Genomic DNA, 18711 nt, shown 5'->3' with positions numbered 1-18711 from the left:
AATTAGTCAAAGCGTTCGGTTTCTGGTAAAAGTAAGCGCGTGATTAATATTCGGGAAAATTCGAACTATGAATGAAAGAAAGCAGGGGCGTAGAAGTGCTGAAGCAGCAGAACAAACTAAGTGTCTGATCCTTAAAGTGGCAGCAGATATGTTTTGTGAACTTGGTTACGAGCGTGTCTCGCTGCGCAATATCAGTGAAAAGGCTGGTGTTTCACATAGTTTGATCCGTCACCACTTCGGCAGCAAAGAGAAAATCTGGCAAGCGGTTAGCGATGCAATGGACGAGTTCATGCAGTGCTATATGGCTGAACTCATCAATGAAATGCCGGAGAACACACCTTCGAATAGAAAAATTTATCTGTTTATGGTTCGCATGCTAGCATTTGCTCTCGTCAATCCTCATCCAGTACAGATGATCGCCGATGCCATTCGACAAGGCGATGACGGTGCTCTGCTGCAGTATTTCTTAAAGTCAAAAGATGAGTTCGCTGCGATATTTACCGGAATTTTCGAGCAGTACAACAGCGAAAACCCTAATGCACAATTTGATCAGTGGGAATCAAAGTGGCAAATGTTGATCTTCGCACATGGTGCTGTCAGTCTCGCGCCAATGATGCAAGAAACATGGCCGGATATTGCAGATAATCGCGAAAAACTGCTGATCAAGCATTGGGAATTGTTTAATACCATTATGGCCTCTCAATTTGGGATCCCAAAAGAAGAGATGATTCATCCGGAAAAGCTTGAAGATATCGTTATTGATATGTGCTGTACTATTGATGAAGCAGTAAACTAAAAGTAAACAAGCGAAAAGAAGACATAAAAAATGCCGAGCTACAAAGCTCGGCATTTTTGTTTCAATTCGTTTTAACCACGGTAGTAACGTTGTGGTACGAACGGCATTTTTTCAACTGTCATTGGTAGCATTTTACCACGCACTTCAGCGAACACTTCAGTACCAATCGCCGCCAAATCCGCACGAACATAACCCATTGAGACTGGCTTACCTGCATTCGGACCCGCCGTACCGCTGGTTACAACGCCAATTTTAACGCCGTCAGCATCAAACAGTTCAACACCTTCACGCACTGGCGCTTTGGTTTGACCTACTAGACCCACACGCTTACGCGCCACATCTTTAGTCTCAATCTGCTTAAGAATAATGTCTGCGCCAGGGAAACCACCTTCACGTTCACCACCAATACGACGAACTTTTTGGATACCCCATAGCAAGCTCGCTTCAACAGGTGTTGTTGTTGTGTCTAGGTCATGACCGTATAGACAAAGGCCACACTCAAGACGAAGTGAATCACGAGCACCAAGGCCAATCCATTCAACTTCATCTTCCGCAGTCAGTTTACGTGCTAGCTCTTCCGCTTTGTCAGCAGGAACCGAGATTTCGTAACCGTCTTCGCCTGTATAACCACTACGAGAAACAATGCACTCGGCGCCTAAAACATCGACTTTACAAATATCCATGAACAGCATTTCAGAAACTTCTGGTGCAAAACGCGCCAATACAGCCGCCGCTTTAGGGCCTTGGATTGCAAGTAGAGCTCGGTCTTCGATAGTTTCTAGCTCAACACCAGATGGTAAATGCGCTTGTAGGTGTGCGATATCTTGCGCTTTACATGCTGCGTTCACAACCACAAACAGATGATCGCCTAGGTTAGCCACCATCAAGTCGTCCATGATGCCGCCCTCTTCATTAGTGAAAAAAGCGTAACGCTGTTTACCAGACTCAAGATCCACAATATCCACTGGGACTAATGTTTCTAGGAACGCAGCTGCACCGTCACCAATTAGGCGAAGCTGTCCCATGTGAGAAACATCAAACAGACCTGCCGCATCACGAGTATGTAAGTGTTCCTTCTTTACGCCTAGAGGATACTGAACAGGCATATCGTAACCCGCGAACGGGACCATTTTGGCACCAACTTCAACGTGAAGTGCGTGTAGTGGTGTTTTCAGTAGTTCTTGAGTCATTTTCGTCTCCATTTAGATAGACCCGAGAATGCTATCGGCATTCGATGTGTTTCCAATAATAAACATGGCTCATTCTATTTTGCACGAACAAGACGTAGATCGACTTGCAAAAGTGTGACTCTTAACATTTTAATCACAACAAATCGTACAAAAAAAGCGCTTTAATGAGCAAGTTCTCATCAAAAAAGCGCTTTTTCATCATAACGACCACCAGCAGCAATCGTTTGCTTTCACTATAGGAAATTTACAAGTATTTATCACTATTTGGCTGTCACCCACAAAATGAGCGCATCTTCCTCGCTAACACTGGTCAACATATGTCCCATATTTGCATCGTAATAAACGCTGTCTCCCTCGCTTAAAACAACAGGTTCGTAAAACTCAGAATAGAACATGACCTCACCAGATAAGATAAGTAAAAATTCTTCGCCGTCATGACGAACCCAGTCTTTATATTCATCAAAACTACGAGCTCGAATTTGGCTCTTAAACGGCATCATTTTCTTATTGGAAAGTTGAGTAGCGAGCAGTTCATGTTCATAAGTTTGTGTTGGGTGTGGTTTACCTTCATTCTTCTTGGTAACATCCCTGCGCCCTGTCGCTACCTTTTTTCTAGGTGGTTCAAAGAGTTGTGGCATGTCAATTTGTAAGCCTAGTGCCAATTTTTGCATCGCTTGAAACGTCGGGGAGATCTGCTCATTTTCTATTTTGCTCAGTGTAGATCGAGCAAGCCCGGTTCGCTGACTCGCTTCTTCTAATGTGATACCAAGTTTCGAGCGGATATCCTTAATACGCTGGCCCAGTTTTAACGGCTCGATATTTTGGTCATGTTGCTCTTTTGCCAACGTCATCGATGGGTATTCATCGTAAATACTTTCTGCCATAAATCCCTCTATAGATATCCATATTTTTTGTCTTACTCGCATTGTGCATGAAGCACATAGTGGATAGAAGTCCACCAAGTGAATTAAAGCGTGCTCTTGTTAACAAATTTTGAAATCTTGTTTCCTATAGGAAATTTTTGGTTGATTGTTCCCGCTACAGGCGCTATGTTACCAACTTGTTAGATGTAGAGATGCATATTTCCGTAAGAGATTGGTAAAGGAAACACGCAATCCAACGGAGTTTTTTGCCCAAATTTAGGGCCGGATGTTCACTCTGTTCTGCTACGCAGTTCAGCTGTTTTTGAGGACAAATGAACCACAACCGCAAATCATAACTCATCTATTGCGGGTTCATTTTCAGATTTGGAAGGTCAACTACCATGAATAAGAGTTACCCTAACCACAGCTTGGAAAACTTTTTCTCTACCAACCTCTCTGCGACAGATGATGCTGTCTTTGCTGGAATTCAAGCGGAATCCGCTCGCCAAAACGAACAAATCGAACTTATCGCTTCTGAGAACATTGTTTCTAAAGCGGTAATGCAAGCTCAAGGCACATGCCTAACAAACAAATACGCTGAAGGTTACCCAGGTCGCCGTTACTATGGTGGTTGTGAGCACGTAGATACAGTGGAAGCCATTGCTATCGAACGCGCAAAAAAACTTTTCAATTGTGAATACGCAAACGTTCAACCACACTCAGGCGCACAAGCAAACGGCGCAGTAAAGCTGGCACTGCTTCAACCTGGTGACACCATTCTTGGTATGTCTTTAGACGCAGGTGGTCACCTGACGCACGGCGCACGCCCTGCACTTTCTGGTAAATGGTTTAATGCAGTTCAATACGGTGTTGATCGCGAAACACTAGAAATTAACTACGAAGATGTTCGTGAGCTTGCACTTGAGCACCAACCTAAAATGATCATCGCAGGTGGTAGCGCTATTCCACGTACTATCGACTTTGCAAAATTCCGTGAAATCGCAGACGAAGTAAATGCAATTCTTATGGTCGACATGGCGCACATCGCTGGTCTTATCGCAACAAGCGCACACCCTAGCCCACTGCCACACGCACACGTTGTTACGACTACAACACACAAAACATTGCGTGGCCCTCGCGGCGGTATGATTCTTACTAACCACGAAGACATCATTAAGAAAATCAACTCAGCCGTATTCCCTGGCCTACAAGGTGGCCCACTGATGCACGTTATCGCAGCCAAAGCGGTCGCATTTGGTGAAGCGCTTGGCCCTGAATTTAAAACTTATATTGATTCGGTGATCAATAACGCAAAAGTCCTAGCGGAAGTATTGCAAACTCGCGGTTGCGACATCGTAACTGGTGGCACAGACACGCACCTAATGCTGGTTGACCTTCGTCCGAAAGGGTTGAAAGGCAATAAAGCAGAAGAAGCTCTAGAGCGTGCTGGGATCACATGTAACAAAAATGGCATCCCATTCGATACAGAGAAGCCTATGATTACATCGGGCATCCGTTTAGGAACGCCTGGGGGTACAAGCCGCGGCTTTGGCGCTGAAGAATTCAAACTCATCGGTAATTGGATTGGTGACGTACTGGACGGTTTAGTGAACAACCCTGAAGGTGACGCAGAAGTTGAAAAACGCGTTCGCAAAGAAGTAAAAGAACTTTGCAGTCGCTTTCCTCTATACCAGTAAACGATTTTTTTGAAATCATAATAATTCCTGACAAGTTATTCGGAGATTAAGCAATGGACAAAACACTGAAGTTTGCAGATAGCCACGAGTGGGTACGTGACAACGGTGACGGCACAGTAACAATTGGTATTTCTGAGCATGCACAAGAAATGCTAGGTGACGTGGTATTCGTTGACCTACCAGACGTAGAAGACGAAGTTGAAGCAGGTGAAAGCTTCTCTCTCGTTGAATCTGTAAAAGCAGCGTCAGACATCTACGCACCAATCACTGGTGAAATCGTAGAAATCAATGAAGAACTAGAAGACAGCCCAGAGCTAATTAACGAAGAGCCGTACGAAGGTGGCTGGATCGTAAAAGTGAAGATGTCTGATGTATCTGAACTAGATAACCTGAAAGACGCAGACGAATACCTAAACTCTATCGAAGAAGAGTAATTAGGATGTGACGAAAGCTGTTCCCTAGCCTGTTTAGAGAACAGCTTTTTTTCTAGGTTCGGACGTATAATTTAATTTATCAGTAACGCAAATCCGTTACCCGAACCAAGGAGTAGGTAAAGGACAATGACTGAATTACTTCAAAGCCTCAGCACACAAAACGAGTTCGTTGCTCGCCACAATGGACCAAACAAATCTGACCAACAGAAAATGTTGGAAGCGATCAACGCAGTTAGCCTAGATTCGCTTATCGACGAAACCGTACCAGCACAAATTCGCTTAGAGCAACCAATGAGCTTGGCAGAAGCGAAAAGCGAAGCAGACATGCTGGCAGCAATGCGTAAGTTCGCCGATCAGAACCAAGTTAAACGTACATTCATTGGTCAGGGTTACTACAACACCTTCACGCCGAACGTGATTCTACGCAACGTGATGGAAAACCCGGGCTGGTACACTGCTTACACCCCTTACCAACCAGAGATCTCACAAGGTCGTTTAGAAGCACTTCTAAACTACCAACAAATGGTGATGGATCTTACTGGTATGGAAATCGCGAACGCGTCATTGCTCGATGAAGCAACGGCAGCAGCAGAAGCGATGACACTTTGTAAGCGTGCGGGTAAAAGCAAGAGCAACGTATTCTTCGTTGCTGACGACGTTCACCCACAAACCATCGAAGTGGTAAAAACTCGTGCGAAATTCATCGGCTTTGAAGTCTTGGTTGGTTCTTTAGAAGCACTACCAGAGCAAGACGTGTTCGGTGCACTAGTTCAATACCCAAGTACAACAGGTGAAGTTCGTGACCTAACAGACATCATCGCTAAAGCGCAAGCAAACAAAACACTAGTGACTGTAGCAACGGATCTTCTTGCTTCTACCCTACTTAAACCTGCAGGTGAAATGGGCGCAGACGTAGCAATCGGTTCAGCTCAACGTTTTGGCGTGCCGATGGGTTACGGCGGTCCACACGCTGCTTTCATGGCAACGCGTGATAAGCACAAGCGTACAATGCCTGGTCGTGTTATCGGTGTTTCTATCGATACCAACGGTAACCAAGCACTGCGTATGGCAATGCAAACGCGTGAACAGCACATCCGTCGTGAAAAAGCGACATCAAACATCTGTACTGCTCAAGCACTGCTAGCGAACATGGCGTCTTTCTACGCGGTTTACCACGGCGCAGAAGGTCTACGCACGATTGCTCGTCGTACGCACCATATGACAGCCATCCTAGCCGCTGGCCTAACTAAAGGCGGCTTCGAGCTTGCTCACAACAGCTTCTTCGACACCATCACTATCAACACAGGTGCACAAACTGAAGACCTATACGCGAAAGCACTAGCCGCAGACATCAACCTACGTAAGTTGGGTACTCAGCTAGGTGTGAGCTTCGACGAAACCACAACCGTGGCAGATGTAGAAGCCCTATTCGCAGTATTCGGTGTGAAAGAAGAAGTGGCAGCACTATCAACTGAAATCGCGGGCAACGAGTTTGCAGCCATTCCAGAAGCATTGCGCCGCACAACAAAATATCTAACACACCCTGTGTTTAACACGCACCACAGCGAAACACAGATGATGCGTTACCTAAAACAGCTAGAGAACAAAGACTTCTCACTCACGCACGGCATGATCCCACTGGGCAGCTGTACGATGAAGCTGAACGCAGCAGCAGAGATGATTCCAGTAACTTGGCCTGAGTTTGGTTCGATCCACCCGTTCGCACCAGCAGAACAAGCAGCTGGTTACGCAGCACTCGCAAAAGATCTAAAAGAAAAGCTATGTGAAATCACTGGCTATGACGCATTCTCACTACAACCAAACTCTGGTGCATCGGGTGAGTACGCAGGTCTTATCGCGATTCAACGCTACCACGAAAGCCGTGGCGAAGGTCACCGCAACGTATGTTTGATCCCAAGCTCTGCGCACGGTACTAACCCTGCGACAGCATCTATGGTGTCAATGAAAGTGGTTGTGGTTAAGTGTGATGAAGAAGGCAACATCGACATCGACGACCTAGCAGCGAAAATCGAGAAACACAAAGACAACCTATCAAGCATTATGATCACTTACCCTTCTACGCACGGCGTTTACGAAGAGAAAGTGAAAGAAGTGTGTGAAATGGTTCATGCCGCTGGTGGTCAGGTTTACCTAGACGGCGCTAACATGAACGCGCAGGTTGGTCTAACATCACCAGGCTTCATCGGTTCAGACGTTTCTCACCTAAACCTACACAAAACCTTCTGCATCCCGCACGGTGGTGGCGGTCCGGGTATGGGTCCTATCGGTGTGAAATCTCACCTAGCTCCTTTCTTACCAGGGCATATTGAAGACGGTGTAGAAGGCGCAGATTTCGCAGTATCAGCAGCAGATATGGGTAGCGCTTCTATCCTACCTATCTCTTGGGCTTACATCGCAATGATGGGCGAAGCTGGCCTAACAGATGCTACAAAAGTAGCAATTCTGAACGCAAACTACGTGATGGAAACACTTCGCCAACACTACCCTGTTCTTTACCGTGGCAAAAATGGCCGCGTAGCGCACGAATGTATTATCGACATTCGTCCGCTGAAAGAAGAAACAGGTATCAGCGAAGAAGACATCGCGAAGCGTCTAATGGACTACGGTTTCCACGCACCAACTATGTCGTTCCCTGTAGCGGGCACGCTAATGGTTGAGCCAACGGAATCGGAAGATCTAGAAGAGCTGGACCGCTTCTGTGATGCGATGATCGCTATCCGCGAAGAAATGGAGAAAGTGAAAAACGGTGAATGGCCACTGGATAACAACCCACTTGTTAACGCGCCACACACTCAAGTTGATCTTTCAGCTGAAGATTGGGACCGCCCTTACTCTCGCGAGATTGGCTGCTTCCCGTCTAAAGCGACCAAATCTTGGAAGTACTGGCCAACGGTAAACCGCGTAGATAACGTATACGGCGACCGTAACCTAATCTGTTCATGCCCAAGCATCGATAACTACGAAGATTAATTTTTGTAGTCTCTAAATCGACAAAGGCGAACCGTTTGGTTCGCCTTTGTTTTTGGTGTGCCGCCCTAACATTTGTTGATACATCGAGAAGGAATGATGGCTAGTTATTGTTTGCACAAAAGTGATTTAGAAATACAGTGACTTCTGAGAACCTTTGAATTAGCACTAATATCTCAGAGCCTTAAAAGCTTGTTGGAAACTCCTCATGAACACTATGTTATGCAGGTGCTATGTAGTTTCTAGTTCAGTTGCAGTAAGTCCCATTTATTACCATAGAGATCTTGGAACACCACCACTGTCCCGTATTCTTCCACACGAGGCTCTTCATTAAATACAACACCATTTTTCTTCATCAACTCGTAGTCACGCCAAAAATCATTAGTTTGCAGAAACAGGAAAACACGGCCACCTGTTTGATTTCCTACTGCATGCGTTTGCTCCGGTGTACTCGCTTGAGCTAAAAGTAGGTTTGTACCATTGGAGTTTGGAGGAGAAACTTGAACCCAGCGTTTACCACCACCTAGGTTGGTATCTTCAACCAGAGTGAATTGAAGTTTTCGAGTATAGAATTCGATAGCATCGTCGTAATTTTCAACGACTAGAGCAATGTTTCCGATTTGCTGCTGAACAGTTTTGGCCATGATGATTTCCGCTGTGTCAAAACGCTAATTGTACGCTATTTTGAGACTTTTCTAGAAAGCACGTAACGCCTTGCAAATGTTTAAGGCACACAATACGAATGTTTACGCACAGCGCCTTTGCCACTAGAACCTACAAACAATATAGCTACCACAAGTGTCGAATCTTGATTGAGCAACTCATCAAAGCCTTAGCTATAACTCAAGAGCAAATCTCTAACCTAATAACGAAGGCTGCTCGTATACCACGGTATTATAGTTCTTCTAGTTTTCCCTTAGCTAAATCTTCTTGTTGCTTAAGGAACATGAAGAAGTTTGCCTCACTGATAAACGGGTTACCGCTTGTGCCGAGCTTCTTCCTATTTTCAAAAAGGAAATTTTTATGTGGATGGTTCGAAAGGTTAACGTTCACAATAGGTGCCTGTAGTGAAATTTTTCTAATTTTCTCCATGCTAGTCAGGAACTGGCCAATAACTTCTGGATCATTGCTACTTACGCTATGCCCACCAACGATAAAAGCACGATATTGTTCGCCATTATCTTCAACAGTGAAGTCTAAGGAATAATCACCTTCCGTGTGGCCAGGTGTGAGATAGAACTTAAACTCATGTCCACCAATAGCCATAGAGCTATCGCTTTTTATCTCTATGTCTAAATTTGGAGGAAGGAACTTGTTCTCACCTTCGCTTTTGTTTGATTGCTGTATAGATAGTTCATGAGCGCTTTTGGTCATCACGACTTTGGAACCATACTTCTCTTGAAGTAACTGGGCGCCCCCAACGTGGTCAGAATGCCCATGAGTTACCAATATGTGCGTTATTGGCTTATCTTTTAGCCCTAGCTTCTCTAGGTTGATAGGTATCCACTCAGAGTAAGGGAAGTCAAGCGTATCAATGATAACAAGTCCGTCTTCTGTAGCAATGGCATATGATGAGACCCACTTGTCTCCTACATAATAGACATTATCAAACATCTGAAATGGTTCTACATAACCGTTCTTATCATTCATTGCTGGAACATATTGACTTAAGGAAGCAAAAGACGAAGCACTGAAAAGTAAACCTACAATAATTTTTTTCACGAAATCACACACAAATATATCCTTAATAATTTCTTATAGAACCTCGCGGATGAGAAAGCTCTAAACGATTTTCAGAGGCAAATACAACTGCAAATACTTTCTACTTAGCTTGAGTTTTAGCTGACCGAATCACTTGTAAACTCGAATCCCATTAACTGCCTATGTATTCATGATTCTTTTAGAGGTTAAATAAATGAACTCAATTGAAGCAGAGTCATGAAGCTTCACTTGAGGTTACCGGCACAGCACAATGTGATAAACCTCTTTCAAGCAAACATTTGAATGCGATTTTTCCAATTTAAGACATGTTCAATAAATGCATCAACTCTTGCAGGCCTTTTATCGCGGTCTCGATACATAATGAATACTTCTTTACCCGAGCATTGCCATTCTGGCAACAAAGGCAGCAGGTTATGTTGATCATGATTTAGCTCATGAAAGTAATAGGTTGGAATCCACGCAATTCCTAAACCATGGATGACGGCGTCTCTAACTAGCAGTACATCATTTGAAGTGAATTGAAACTTTAGCGGATGATCAAATGTTTCATTGGTGATTTGATTAACTAATTTCCATTGGCTGTCGTTGTTTACCGTAATTAGGCGATGATGAACAAGTTGTTCTGGATGGGTAATCGGTTGGTGTTGTTCTAAATAGCTTCGTGATGCACAAAGCGCAAATGGAATCGACCATAATTTCTGAGCAATCCAGTCTTGTTCAATAAGATCACCAAGACGAAAACTAACATCGACACGGTTAGATACAAGATTGATTTTTTCATTCTGTACATCTAAATCGATACATATCTTCGGATGTTGCTCTGCAAATTCATAAACGCACCGCTTTAACCACATCTGTGTCATGTTAATTGGCGCTGATATTTTGATCGTTCCGCTTAAAGACTGACGCTCAGTCGCAATTCTCGATGTCACATTATTTAAGCTAAGAAGTAACGGCTCACAGAGTTGATAATATTTTTCGCCATCAGTTGTTAACGCAAAGTGGTGTGCACTGCGGTTAAATAGTCTGCAATTTAAGTTTATTTCCAGCCTTTTTAACTTCCGGCTTAGCGTGGCTAACGGGACATTAAGACGCTCAGATGCTTGTGTTAGGCTTTGATAGCGAGCAACAGAAACGAATAACAAAAGGTCATCCAAAGAGTGACGTTCCATATTTGGGATTAACCCTCTTAAATTTGGCTATTAAAAATCAAATATGAAATATATAGCATTATCGCGTCAAGTTAATTTTTATCAGGAAGATCTATGTCTAAGCATTTATCAATTTGGTGCGGTGTTGTTGTCGCTATCTTTTTTTGGTCTAGTAACTTTAACGTAATAAAGGCTATTAATAGCGATGTCTCTCCTTTGGATTCAGCGACGTTACGATTTTCCGTTGCAGCTTTAATACTCTTACTGATAAGAGGAACTAAACGCTCTCCATATGGAGCCAAACTCACACGAAAAAGTATGTTGTCGTTGTTTGTTATAGCAACCGTGGGTGTAACTATCCAAAACTTCTCTATTTTCTCTGCAATGAGCTTTACTACCCCAGTTAACGCAGCGGTTGTTCAGGCAAATCTACCACTTGTCACTATCTTGTTGTCGGGCTTTATTCTCAAAACTTCCATTTCGGTTAAAACTATTTTAGGTGCACTAATCAGTTTTTGTGGAGTGGTAATCGTCATTACAGGGGGAAATATTCATTCTATTAGCAGCAATAGTAATATTGGTGATCTATACATGTTATTTGCTTTAATTAGTGGGTGTTTATACACAATTCTAGCGAAGCGTTTAACATCTCATATCCCAGTAACTCAGCAGTTACGTTGGGTGTTAAGTATTGGTGCCATTCAAATGGTCGCTATAGCGATGTACCACGGCGACTTTAGCCGTAGCTTAAATGCCATAACATTTAAAGACCTATCACTAATAGCGTACATGAGCCTGTTTGGCACTTTGATCGCTTATTACTTTTGGATGAAAGGTGCTATCGTTCTTGGTCCAGATAAAATGTCTCCATTATTTAATATTATGCCGGTATTCACTCTACTGATTTCGTTCATTTCTGGTGAGCAGGCTCAATGGGAAAATGTTTTAGGCGTCTTTATCGTTGCGGCTGGCGTGTATATAGGTAACTCAGCACCTTTTGCTCGTTTACGGAAGGTGGTGGAGTAAAAATAGACGCCAACCTTAAGTCGCATTATTTAGAGCAATACTTTGTTAATTGGCATAAGTTTTCTTGGTTTCCAATAGGTACACTTTTCGCTTTCGTCGTTCACTCTTTTATCTAACTTTATTGAGTGCATGTCGAAAATCTTCAATCTTTTGCTAAGAGCGTTTTTTACTATGTAAAAAACAGAGGAGAATGACCATGAAAAAACGACTCAACTATATTGAAGTAGCGCCAAAAGCAATAGAAATCCTATACGCTCAGGAAGCTTACTTCCATGAACAATTTAGCCAATCAGAAACTATGAACATGATCATATGGGAACTGGTTAAGTTACGCATATCGCAAATCAATCAATGTGCATTTTGTATCGACATGCATAGTAAAGATGCGCTTAAGTTAGGTGAAAAGCCGGAACGCATATGGGGGCTTAGTGCATGGAAAGATATGCCATTCTACAGCGATGCAGAACACGTTGCACTAGGTTGGGCTGAATTACTAACTGCTGGCCTACCAGTAGATGATGATAGCTATCAGCTGACCTTGAATACCTTTGGAGAAGAAGCTATGGTCAACCTAACAATTGCGATCAACGCGATCAATAGTTGGAACCGAATAGTTAAGGCATTTAAGCCAAAGGTTGGAGTCTATAAACCTCGATAATTCTATTTGACGGTTCTTACTTGTAAGCCACTGCTTATACCTCAACTTAATAGGATGAAAAGTACATGTGTATCACTTTCTCATTTAAGTTGAGGTTAAATAGGATGATTCATTTGAACTTAGAATTTGATATTTTAAAACCTCAAAAGGCTTTAGCTGGCTATGTTCAAGCCATTTGGTCAGCATCCGTCAAACCTGATACGACGCAAACCGTACGTAAACAATTACTCAGTGATGCTGGTACAGGTGTGGTATTCATTTTACAGAATGAAGTACAAATAGATGGTGAGTGGCAGACGCCGGGGGTTGTCCTACTGCCTATAAGCATTCTGGCACATCAGGTCTGCCTACCGCCAGGCGCGGTGATGACTGGCGTACGCTTTCATCCTGCTGTTGGTTATCAACTATTTGGTAAACGTCTAGAACAGCTATTGCGGATTCAAGACGACCACCCTTTGGCTTCTTCTGCACTAGCAACATTTGAGTCTCTGCAAACAGCACGTTCGCCATATGCAAGGATTTCTACGTTATATCGCTGGGTTCAAACACTGATTGAGGAATATGAACCGCAGTATGTCGGCCACATTATTGAACAACCTACAGGGACCATCAGTCAGCGCCAGAGAGAGCGCAATTTTCAGAAATGGTTGGGGATTACTCCTAAACATTACCAACGCATTAAACGAGTGAAGCACACTTTAGAGCAACTCCGAGCGCAACCCGATCTTACTTTATCGGAATTGGCGCTGGAGCAAGGCTTTTCCGATCAAGCACACATGACTAGAGAGTGTAAGCAGATTGCGCGCATGACACCGAAGCAGTATGTCCGAAAGAGAAACCTCTAAGCCTTATTAGCTTTCTACATCAAACCCAATTGATTCAGAATCGACGATATACTTGCTACAATGTTCGATCATATATCACCTACTTTTTAGAACGCTCATTCCAGCTTGATATGAGCTGGTTAGCTCGCTTTTGATGCCGCGTGCTGCTCTACCATAAACGCGATCACTTCTTCGTTTAAGCAAGATTTGCTGATGTATTGGCGTTGTTTACCAAGGTGAAGGATAAAGCCCAAATCAGTTTGTTCGAGTTGGTCGATTTCATTCCAAGCGAGGCTGCGGTCAACTTTACCGCTTTTGTAGCGCACGCCATCTGCATTCACTTCAAACACCACTTTACTGCCGCGGCTTGAGCTGATGGTTTGACGCCACAGCCACCAAGTTCTTTTGAAGTAAACGCTGCACGCTTCAATCACACTCAATACGATAAAGAACCAACCGACGTAACCGTTAGGTAGCAGTTCAAACTCCAATAAAACCACACCAAAAATTAGAAAGAGGATCCCTTTCAAATACGCTTGCGGGAACTTAACTGGCTGGCTAGTTTGATCATAACACTCAGCAAAAAATGGCTTGTCGAGTGTGTATTCTGTAGTGAATTCGAAATCTTTAGACATGTATGGTTACTTCAAGGCTTCTGTAAATGAGTATTCTTGGTTGCACTCTTGCAACGCGAGCATTGTAGCGCTTCTCTGGCTTTATCTTTAGCCCTTTTGATGCTGTTTTGTAAATCAATGATAACGAAACATTAGAAGACCTCGGTGCACTCGCCAAGATCAAACAAGGCGAACCATTTGGCTCGCCTTGTTAATTAATGACCTATATGACTTATGAGGTTTTCTACTTTAGAGGGTCGTTGTCTGGCAATGCACTGTGTATCCAGACTGCCAGTCGGTGTTTGATGCTTGCGCCGTCTAGCTTGCTTTCCGGTAATGGGGTGATCTGTTTGGCATCAACCAAGAATAGGTAAATCGCTTTTACTCTTAGAGGTTGTGGTGACTGAGGAAGGTCAAAGCCTTGTAGCTTCGCCATCTTCCCACCAATCTCTAGTGCCTTCTTAACCAGTTTGTCTTCATTGTGAAGTTTGGAGCTTTTTGACATTGATAAATCCTCTTCTTCGCTTCAATTAAGAATACATGAAGTGTCGCGTATGGCGTGTTAGTAAGCTCGCATATTGATAAGTTTATGCCTTCTTACCGAGTAACTGATTGAAAAACGACCTTAATTCGTCATCACCAAGATTGAGCAGGTAGTCACCAATATACCATTCAACAATCGATTGATTTGGATGTGCCGTGACTTGCGGGTTACCAAACCAAATGCCCTTTTCCGTGGCAAACGTGTGTTGGAGTTCTTTCAACTCTTCGCAGCTAAATGGCAGGATAAGGTGCAACATGTTTGCTCGAGGTGCTGCCGAACGGCATTGCTGCAGACACTACATAAGGTGTTCTATTAATGATTTATTTAGAACAAAGATCCTGTTCACCGTAAACGAGCCATTTCGGCAAATATGCGGTTTCTGGAATTGTCCAGCCATACTTATCGTATGCCAATGCAGCAAGACCAATCAGTTTCAAAGAAACATTCCCTTTTGGCGAATAACGAACATCTTCATTCATGTAGAACTGGTAATGCGCCTCTAACGCATCTCTCAGTGCTTCTTGATAATGCGCCTCATCGCCATCGATAATGGCAACAAACACATTCACAAATGGAATAAACAAAGAATGTACATAGCGCACTCTGGTTGATTCTAAGTATTGCGGAGAAGATTTCTCCATCACAGTTTGCAATAACTCAGGTAACGCTGATGAATTGCTAAATACACCGTTAACGAACTCGACTAGCGCAACATCGAATGGATCTTTTAAACGCACTAACGACTCATCCATGATGGTCATCAGCTCTACGCCGCGCCAATCTCTCGCGGCCATCGTTAAACAGATTTCATCCAACCAAGCATCCATCGTTCCCCCTGCAACAGAACGGTTACCTACTTCCGAAAAATGTCGGTGCCCAACGGAGAATTCAACAACTTGCTCTGAATGATTGGCCAGTAAGTACACGTTATTCAGTAACTCAAGCGCTCTTTTTATATAAGCTGGCGAGGCATGATGTTGTCCATATTTTGAAGCAGTGAAGAATGAGTGGAGCGAATGCCAAGCATCGCCTTTCATTCTTTTGAGAGGTTGCTGATAAAAAGATTGTTTTTCATCAAGCATTTTTTCCCAAAAACTATAGAAACGTTCGTCTTCTTCACGAAAAATACGCAATTTTCTTTCTTCAGGTATCTCTAAATAGTGATTTTTCATTGGTTCCATCGTTCCCTAGCCTCGCATTATAAGTTGTTCTAATTTTTGCCGTGATGATAATCATCCTCAAAATCAAGCATTGAATGATGCCGAAGTTGTTTTATGAAATCAATTTATAATCAGTATCTTATATCGAAAAGCAATACTTAATTGAAATGAATCGAAAAGCCGCCTGTGTCCAGTTAGTTGTTTTGTAACAAGGTTTCGGCATAAGGCTACGATGATTAACTGATGTAGCCGATCAGATCGTAACTTCCTGATTTAGTTCCATCGAATTACGCAACAAAGCCCAATGATCTTGTAGATTTGTTTTGTTCGCTCAAACAGAGCCCGCAGCTGAGCCAACCTTTCATCGAACGGCATTGCTTCAGACACTGCATAAGGTGTTCTATTAATGATTTATTTAGAACAAAGATCATGCTCACCGTAAACAAGCCATTTAGGTAAATATGCGGCTTCTGGAATCGTCCAGCCATACTTATCGTATGCTAATGCAGCAAGACCAGTCAGTTTCAGAGAAACATTTCCTTTTGGCGAATAGCGAACATCTTCATTTATGTAGAACTGGTAATGCGCCTCTAACGCATCCCTCAGTGCCTCTTGATAATGTGCCTCATCGCCATCGATAATGGCAACAAACACATTCACAAATGGAATAAACAAAGAGTGTACATATGGCACTCTGGTTGATTCTAAGTATTGCGGAGAAGATTTCTCCATCACCGTTTGCAATAACTCAGGTAATGCTGATGAATTGCTAAATACACCGTTAACAAACTCGACCAGCGCAACATCGAAAGGATCTTTTAAACGCACTAACGACTCATCCATGATGGTCATCAGCTCTACGCAGCGCCAATCTCTCGCGGCCATCGCTAAACAGATTTCATCCAACCAAGCATCCATCGTTCCCCCTGCAATAGAACGGTTACCTACTTCCGAAAAATGTCGGTGCCCAACGGAGAATTCAACAACTTGCTCTGAATGATTGGCCAGTAAGTACACGTTATTCAATAACTCAAGCGCTCTTTTTATATAAGCTGGCGAGGCCTGATGTTGTCCATATTTTGAAGCAGTAAAAAATGCCTGAAGCGAATCCCAAGCATCGCCTTTCATTCTTTTAAGAGGTTGCTTATAAAAAGATTGTTTTTCATCAAGCATTCTTTCCCAGAAGCTGTAGAAATCTTCATCTTCTTCACGAAAAATACGCAATTTTCTTTCTTCAGGTATCTCTAAATAATGATTCTTCATTGGTTCCATCGTTCCCTAGCCTCGCATTATAAGTTGTTCTAATTTTTTGCTGTGATGATATTCATCCTCAAAATCAAGCCGTGAATGATGCCGAAGTTGATTTATAAAATCAATTTATAATCAGTATGTTGTATCGAAAGTTAATGCTTAATTGAAATGAATCGAAAAGCCGAAAAACATTTGAAATATAAGGCTACCGCACAAGCCGCGATGGGTAAGCCAGAACGTACCTGTCCATAAACAGTGGACGACGAACACTGACTTTGTGGAGTAAAGATAGACAGATATTCACCATTGTGTTCGCCTTTCTTTTTCTGTCGCTTTCGATAATACTCTTGCGCAATATTACTCAGCTGGAAAATTTTATGCCTCAAGCAAACTCTGTGGTCGTACTCGACTTTGAAACCACAGGTCTCTCTCCTACTTTAGGTGATCGCGCAATAGAAATTGGTGCAGTAAAGTTAGTCAATGGCGAGGTTGTCGATAGTTTTCAGCAACTCATGAATCCCAGTTTCAGAGTGAGTTCTTTCATTGAGAACTACACCGGCATTACCAACAATATGTTGCGATCGGCACCAAGCTGCGAAGAGGTAATGGCGTCATTTAGTGAGTTCATTGCTGGCGAGAACCTTATCGCTCACAACGCGTCCTTCGATAAACGATTTTTAGATGCAGAGCTTGAACGAATCAACTGTGGTTATTCGGGTGAGTTTGCTTGCTCCTTACTTGTGGCAAGACGGCTCATTCAAGATGCCCCATCACATAAGCTAAGTGAACTTGTTCGCTATAAAAATATCGACAACGACGGCGTTTTCCACCGTGCACTAGCCGATGCGCAAATGACAGCCAAGCTTTGGCTCTTAATGGTCGAAGGGATAGAAAACTCAGGCGTCGAAAAACCAAGTTTTCAGTTGATGCAAACGGTCAGTAAAACAGCCAAAGGAAAAGTCGACCTGCTACTCGCCAAAAGCCGTGCGTAACACCCTCCGAACTAAAAGCTGATTCTAGTCTCTTCGACGTTTAAGTGATTTTCGATATACATGCGATATTGGCTATATCTGTCAATATCGCAGTGCTTCTTATTCAAAACAAAGATCGCCTGGGTCACTCTATCCTCCAAAACTTCTAAAAAAATCGTGAATTATGTCTCACCGATTTAGATACTCGCTATAGTCACTCGAGACAATACGCAACAATTCGAGGTGTATTCACTGACTACTGATTTGTAAGCGATGATCAACAATGTTTTTCTGTTCTTAGAACAGTTTGCAGCTTTACTCATACTCGTACTGATTTCTGTTTTTGCTGTTGGCTTTTTATTTTTTGGTAAGGAAGCTCAAGTGTTTACACCAAGCATAAAAGGACGTATTACGAAGAACGATACTCCCATAAAGAATGCAAATGTAGTACTTAACATTCGGTCAGCAAATAGTTCTTTCGAACGTAGCTTCACCACGAATACAAATGGGGAATTCAAGTTTGATCCTGTTTTCAGAAAAAGGAACAAAGTTCTAAGTATTTTCGATGGCCTATTTCAAACAATATGCAGTGTAGAAGTGACCACAACCGTTGCCAATCAAAAGGTTGTTATTTGGAAAGGAATTTTCAGGCATCATGTCATCGGTATGAAGGAAAGAGTAAATATGTCTAATTTAAACTGCGAAGCCACCACCCCCATCAGAAAGTTTGAATTTCAATCCCATGGGGATTCCGTAAGTAGTCAATGTGACTTAAGTGATTACTTAAAAGTAAACAGATAGAGTAATGTTTACTCTATCAAA

General features: G+C 42.9%; 18 protein-coding genes and 2 pseudogenes. 9 read left to right on the top strand and 11 right to left on the bottom strand.

Annotation, left to right across the window (positions count from 1 at the left end; genetic code table 11):
- Positions 1-67 precede the first annotated feature (67 nt).
- Complete coding sequence (gene vdeR, locus UQW94_RS01125; protein WP_005376423.1) at positions 68-796, top strand: efflux transporter transcriptional repressor VdeR; 729 nt, start codon at positions 68-70, stop codon at positions 794-796.
- A gap of 71 nt (positions 797-867) precedes the next feature.
- Here vdeR and gcvT read toward each other — a convergent pair whose 3' ends face one another.
- A complete protein-coding gene (gcvT, locus tag UQW94_RS01120; protein ID WP_047103535.1) occupies positions 868-1986 on the bottom strand; it encodes a glycine cleavage system aminomethyltransferase GcvT in 1119 nt (372 codons plus the stop codon).
- Positions 1987-2246: 260 nt separating this feature from the next.
- Entirely contained in the window at positions 2247-2870 is a 624-nt protein-coding gene (locus tag UQW94_RS01115) for a helix-turn-helix domain-containing protein (protein ID WP_005376429.1), read from the bottom strand.
- 380 nt (positions 2871-3250) lie between these two features.
- Between UQW94_RS01115 and UQW94_RS01110 the strand changes: the two genes are divergently transcribed.
- From UQW94_RS01110 to gcvP, 3 genes are all read left to right on the top strand, one after another.
- On the top strand, positions 3251-4546 hold the full coding sequence (locus UQW94_RS01110) for a serine hydroxymethyltransferase (protein WP_322141920.1): 1296 nt from the start codon (positions 3251-3253) through the stop codon (positions 4544-4546).
- A gap of 53 nt (positions 4547-4599) precedes the next feature.
- Positions 4600-4980, top strand: a complete 381-nt coding sequence (gene gcvH, locus UQW94_RS01105) for a glycine cleavage system protein GcvH (RefSeq protein ID WP_005376432.1) — start codon at positions 4600-4602, stop codon at positions 4978-4980.
- Positions 4981-5106: 126 nt separating this feature from the next.
- Positions 5107-7971: an aminomethyl-transferring glycine dehydrogenase gene (gcvP, locus tag UQW94_RS01100; protein WP_322141919.1), complete on the top strand. Its 2865-nt coding sequence runs from the start codon at positions 5107-5109 to the stop codon at positions 7969-7971.
- 239 nt (positions 7972-8210) lie between these two features.
- Here gcvP and UQW94_RS01095 read toward each other — a convergent pair whose 3' ends face one another.
- The 3 genes from UQW94_RS01095 to UQW94_RS01085 form a co-directional block, all read right to left on the bottom strand.
- The gene (locus UQW94_RS01095; protein ID WP_137282666.1) at positions 8211-8612 is read right to left on the bottom strand and encodes a VOC family protein; all 402 of its coding nucleotides are present in this window, start codon (positions 8610-8612) and stop codon (positions 8211-8213) included.
- A 250-nt stretch (positions 8613-8862) separates the two neighbouring features.
- Positions 8863-9690 carry an MBL fold metallo-hydrolase gene (locus UQW94_RS01090; protein WP_322141918.1) on the bottom strand — a complete coding sequence of 276 codons (828 nt, stop codon included), beginning with the start codon at positions 9688-9690 and terminating at the stop codon, positions 8863-8865.
- 266 nt (positions 9691-9956) lie between these two features.
- On the bottom strand, positions 9957-10862 hold the full coding sequence (locus UQW94_RS01085; protein WP_033906526.1) for a LysR family transcriptional regulator: 906 nt from the start codon (positions 10860-10862) through the stop codon (positions 9957-9959).
- Between the two features lie 93 nt (positions 10863-10955).
- Here UQW94_RS01085 and UQW94_RS01080 point away from each other — a divergent pair, with 93 nt between their 5' ends.
- The 3 genes from UQW94_RS01080 to UQW94_RS01070 all read left to right on the top strand — a co-directional run bounded on the left by UQW94_RS01080 (position 10956) and on the right by UQW94_RS01070 (position 13370).
- Positions 10956-11867, top strand: coding sequence for a DMT family transporter (locus tag UQW94_RS01080; RefSeq protein ID WP_047104114.1), 912 nt, complete (start codon positions 10956-10958; stop codon positions 11865-11867).
- Between the two features lie 196 nt (positions 11868-12063).
- Positions 12064-12525, top strand: a complete 462-nt coding sequence (locus tag UQW94_RS01075; protein ID WP_047104117.1) for a carboxymuconolactone decarboxylase family protein — start codon at positions 12064-12066, stop codon at positions 12523-12525.
- Positions 12526-12629: 104 nt separating this feature from the next.
- On the top strand, positions 12630-13370 hold the full coding sequence (locus UQW94_RS01070; protein WP_196363361.1) for a helix-turn-helix domain-containing protein: 741 nt from the start codon (positions 12630-12632) through the stop codon (positions 13368-13370).
- A gap of 119 nt (positions 13371-13489) precedes the next feature.
- Here UQW94_RS01070 and UQW94_RS01065 read toward each other — a convergent pair whose 3' ends face one another.
- The 6 genes and pseudogenes from UQW94_RS01065 to UQW94_RS01040 all read right to left on the bottom strand — a co-directional run bounded on the left by UQW94_RS01065 (position 13490) and on the right by UQW94_RS01040 (position 16939).
- The gene (locus UQW94_RS01065; RefSeq protein WP_005388773.1) at positions 13490-13984 is read right to left on the bottom strand and encodes a YcxB family protein; all 495 of its coding nucleotides are present in this window, start codon (positions 13982-13984) and stop codon (positions 13490-13492) included.
- 223 nt (positions 13985-14207) lie between these two features.
- The gene (locus tag UQW94_RS01060) at positions 14208-14468 is read right to left on the bottom strand and encodes a DUF5062 family protein (RefSeq protein ID WP_005376453.1); all 261 of its coding nucleotides are present in this window, start codon (positions 14466-14468) and stop codon (positions 14208-14210) included.
- Positions 14469-14550: 82 nt separating this feature from the next.
- Positions 14551-14775: pseudogene (locus tag UQW94_RS01055) on the bottom strand (Low-specificity L-threonine aldolase); the annotation flags it as partial.
- Positions 14776-14827: 52 nt separating this feature from the next.
- Positions 14828-15688: an immunity 49 family protein gene (locus UQW94_RS01050; RefSeq protein WP_322141917.1), complete on the bottom strand. Its 861-nt coding sequence runs from the start codon at positions 15686-15688 to the stop codon at positions 14828-14830.
- A gap of 282 nt (positions 15689-15970) precedes the next feature.
- Positions 15971-16078: pseudogene (locus tag UQW94_RS01045) on the bottom strand (threonine aldolase); the annotation flags it as partial.
- A complete protein-coding gene (locus tag UQW94_RS01040) occupies positions 16079-16939 on the bottom strand; it encodes an immunity 49 family protein (RefSeq protein ID WP_054577849.1) in 861 nt (286 codons plus the stop codon).
- 356 nt (positions 16940-17295) lie between these two features.
- Between UQW94_RS01040 and UQW94_RS01035 the strand changes: the two genes are divergently transcribed.
- Together UQW94_RS01035 and UQW94_RS01030 are read left to right on the top strand one after the other, a co-directional pair.
- On the top strand, positions 17296-17910 hold the full coding sequence (locus UQW94_RS01035; protein ID WP_171053569.1) for a PolC-type DNA polymerase III: 615 nt from the start codon (positions 17296-17298) through the stop codon (positions 17908-17910).
- 252 nt (positions 17911-18162) lie between these two features.
- A complete protein-coding gene (locus UQW94_RS01030; protein WP_213866366.1) occupies positions 18163-18690 on the top strand; it encodes a DUF6795 domain-containing protein in 528 nt (175 codons plus the stop codon).
- Positions 18691-18711 lie beyond the last annotated feature (21 nt).

Source organism: Vibrio sp. PBL-C16, assembly GCF_034321865.1.
Taxonomy (GTDB): Bacteria; Pseudomonadota; Gammaproteobacteria; order Enterobacterales; family Vibrionaceae; genus Vibrio; species Vibrio alginolyticus.
Note: the sequence above shows the minus strand (reverse complement) of the source record. Positions and strands in the feature narration are given on the sequence as shown.

What these genes read in the sequence shown, in the direction of transcription:
- vdeR (WP_005376423.1), top strand. Translation starts at nt 68, where the DNA reads ATGAATGAAAGAAAGCAGGGGCGTAGAAGTGCTGAAGCAGCAGAACAA.
- gcvT (WP_047103535.1), bottom strand. Translation starts at nt 1,986, where the DNA reads ATGACTCAAGAACTACTGAAAACACCACTACACGCACTTCACGTTGAA.
- UQW94_RS01115 (WP_005376429.1), bottom strand. Translation starts at nt 2,870, where the DNA reads ATGGCAGAAAGTATTTACGATGAATACCCATCGATGACGTTGGCAAAA.
- UQW94_RS01110 (WP_322141920.1), top strand. Translation starts at nt 3,251, where the DNA reads ATGAATAAGAGTTACCCTAACCACAGCTTGGAAAACTTTTTCTCTACC.
- gcvH (WP_005376432.1), top strand. Translation starts at nt 4,600, where the DNA reads ATGGACAAAACACTGAAGTTTGCAGATAGCCACGAGTGGGTACGTGAC.
- gcvP (WP_322141919.1), top strand. Translation starts at nt 5,107, where the DNA reads ATGACTGAATTACTTCAAAGCCTCAGCACACAAAACGAGTTCGTTGCT.
- UQW94_RS01095 (WP_137282666.1), bottom strand. Translation starts at nt 8,612, where the DNA reads ATGGCCAAAACTGTTCAGCAGCAAATCGGAAACATTGCTCTAGTCGTT.
- UQW94_RS01085 (WP_033906526.1), bottom strand. Translation starts at nt 10,862, where the DNA reads ATGGAACGTCACTCTTTGGATGACCTTTTGTTATTCGTTTCTGTTGCT.
- UQW94_RS01080 (WP_047104114.1), top strand. Translation starts at nt 10,956, where the DNA reads ATGTCTAAGCATTTATCAATTTGGTGCGGTGTTGTTGTCGCTATCTTT.
- UQW94_RS01075 (WP_047104117.1), top strand. Translation starts at nt 12,064, where the DNA reads ATGAAAAAACGACTCAACTATATTGAAGTAGCGCCAAAAGCAATAGAA.
- UQW94_RS01070 (WP_196363361.1), top strand. Translation starts at nt 12,630, where the DNA reads ATGATTCATTTGAACTTAGAATTTGATATTTTAAAACCTCAAAAGGCT.
- UQW94_RS01065 (WP_005388773.1), bottom strand. Translation starts at nt 13,984, where the DNA reads ATGTCTAAAGATTTCGAATTCACTACAGAATACACACTCGACAAGCCA.
- UQW94_RS01060 (WP_005376453.1), bottom strand. Translation starts at nt 14,468, where the DNA reads ATGTCAAAAAGCTCCAAACTTCACAATGAAGACAAACTGGTTAAGAAG.
- UQW94_RS01050 (WP_322141917.1), bottom strand. Translation starts at nt 15,688, where the DNA reads ATGGAACCAATGAAAAATCACTATTTAGAGATACCTGAAGAAAGAAAA.
- UQW94_RS01040 (WP_054577849.1), bottom strand. Translation starts at nt 16,939, where the DNA reads ATGGAACCAATGAAGAATCATTATTTAGAGATACCTGAAGAAAGAAAA.
- UQW94_RS01035 (WP_171053569.1), top strand. Translation starts at nt 17,296, where the DNA reads ATGCCTCAAGCAAACTCTGTGGTCGTACTCGACTTTGAAACCACAGGT.
- UQW94_RS01030 (WP_213866366.1), top strand. Translation starts at nt 18,163, where the DNA reads ATGATCAACAATGTTTTTCTGTTCTTAGAACAGTTTGCAGCTTTACTC.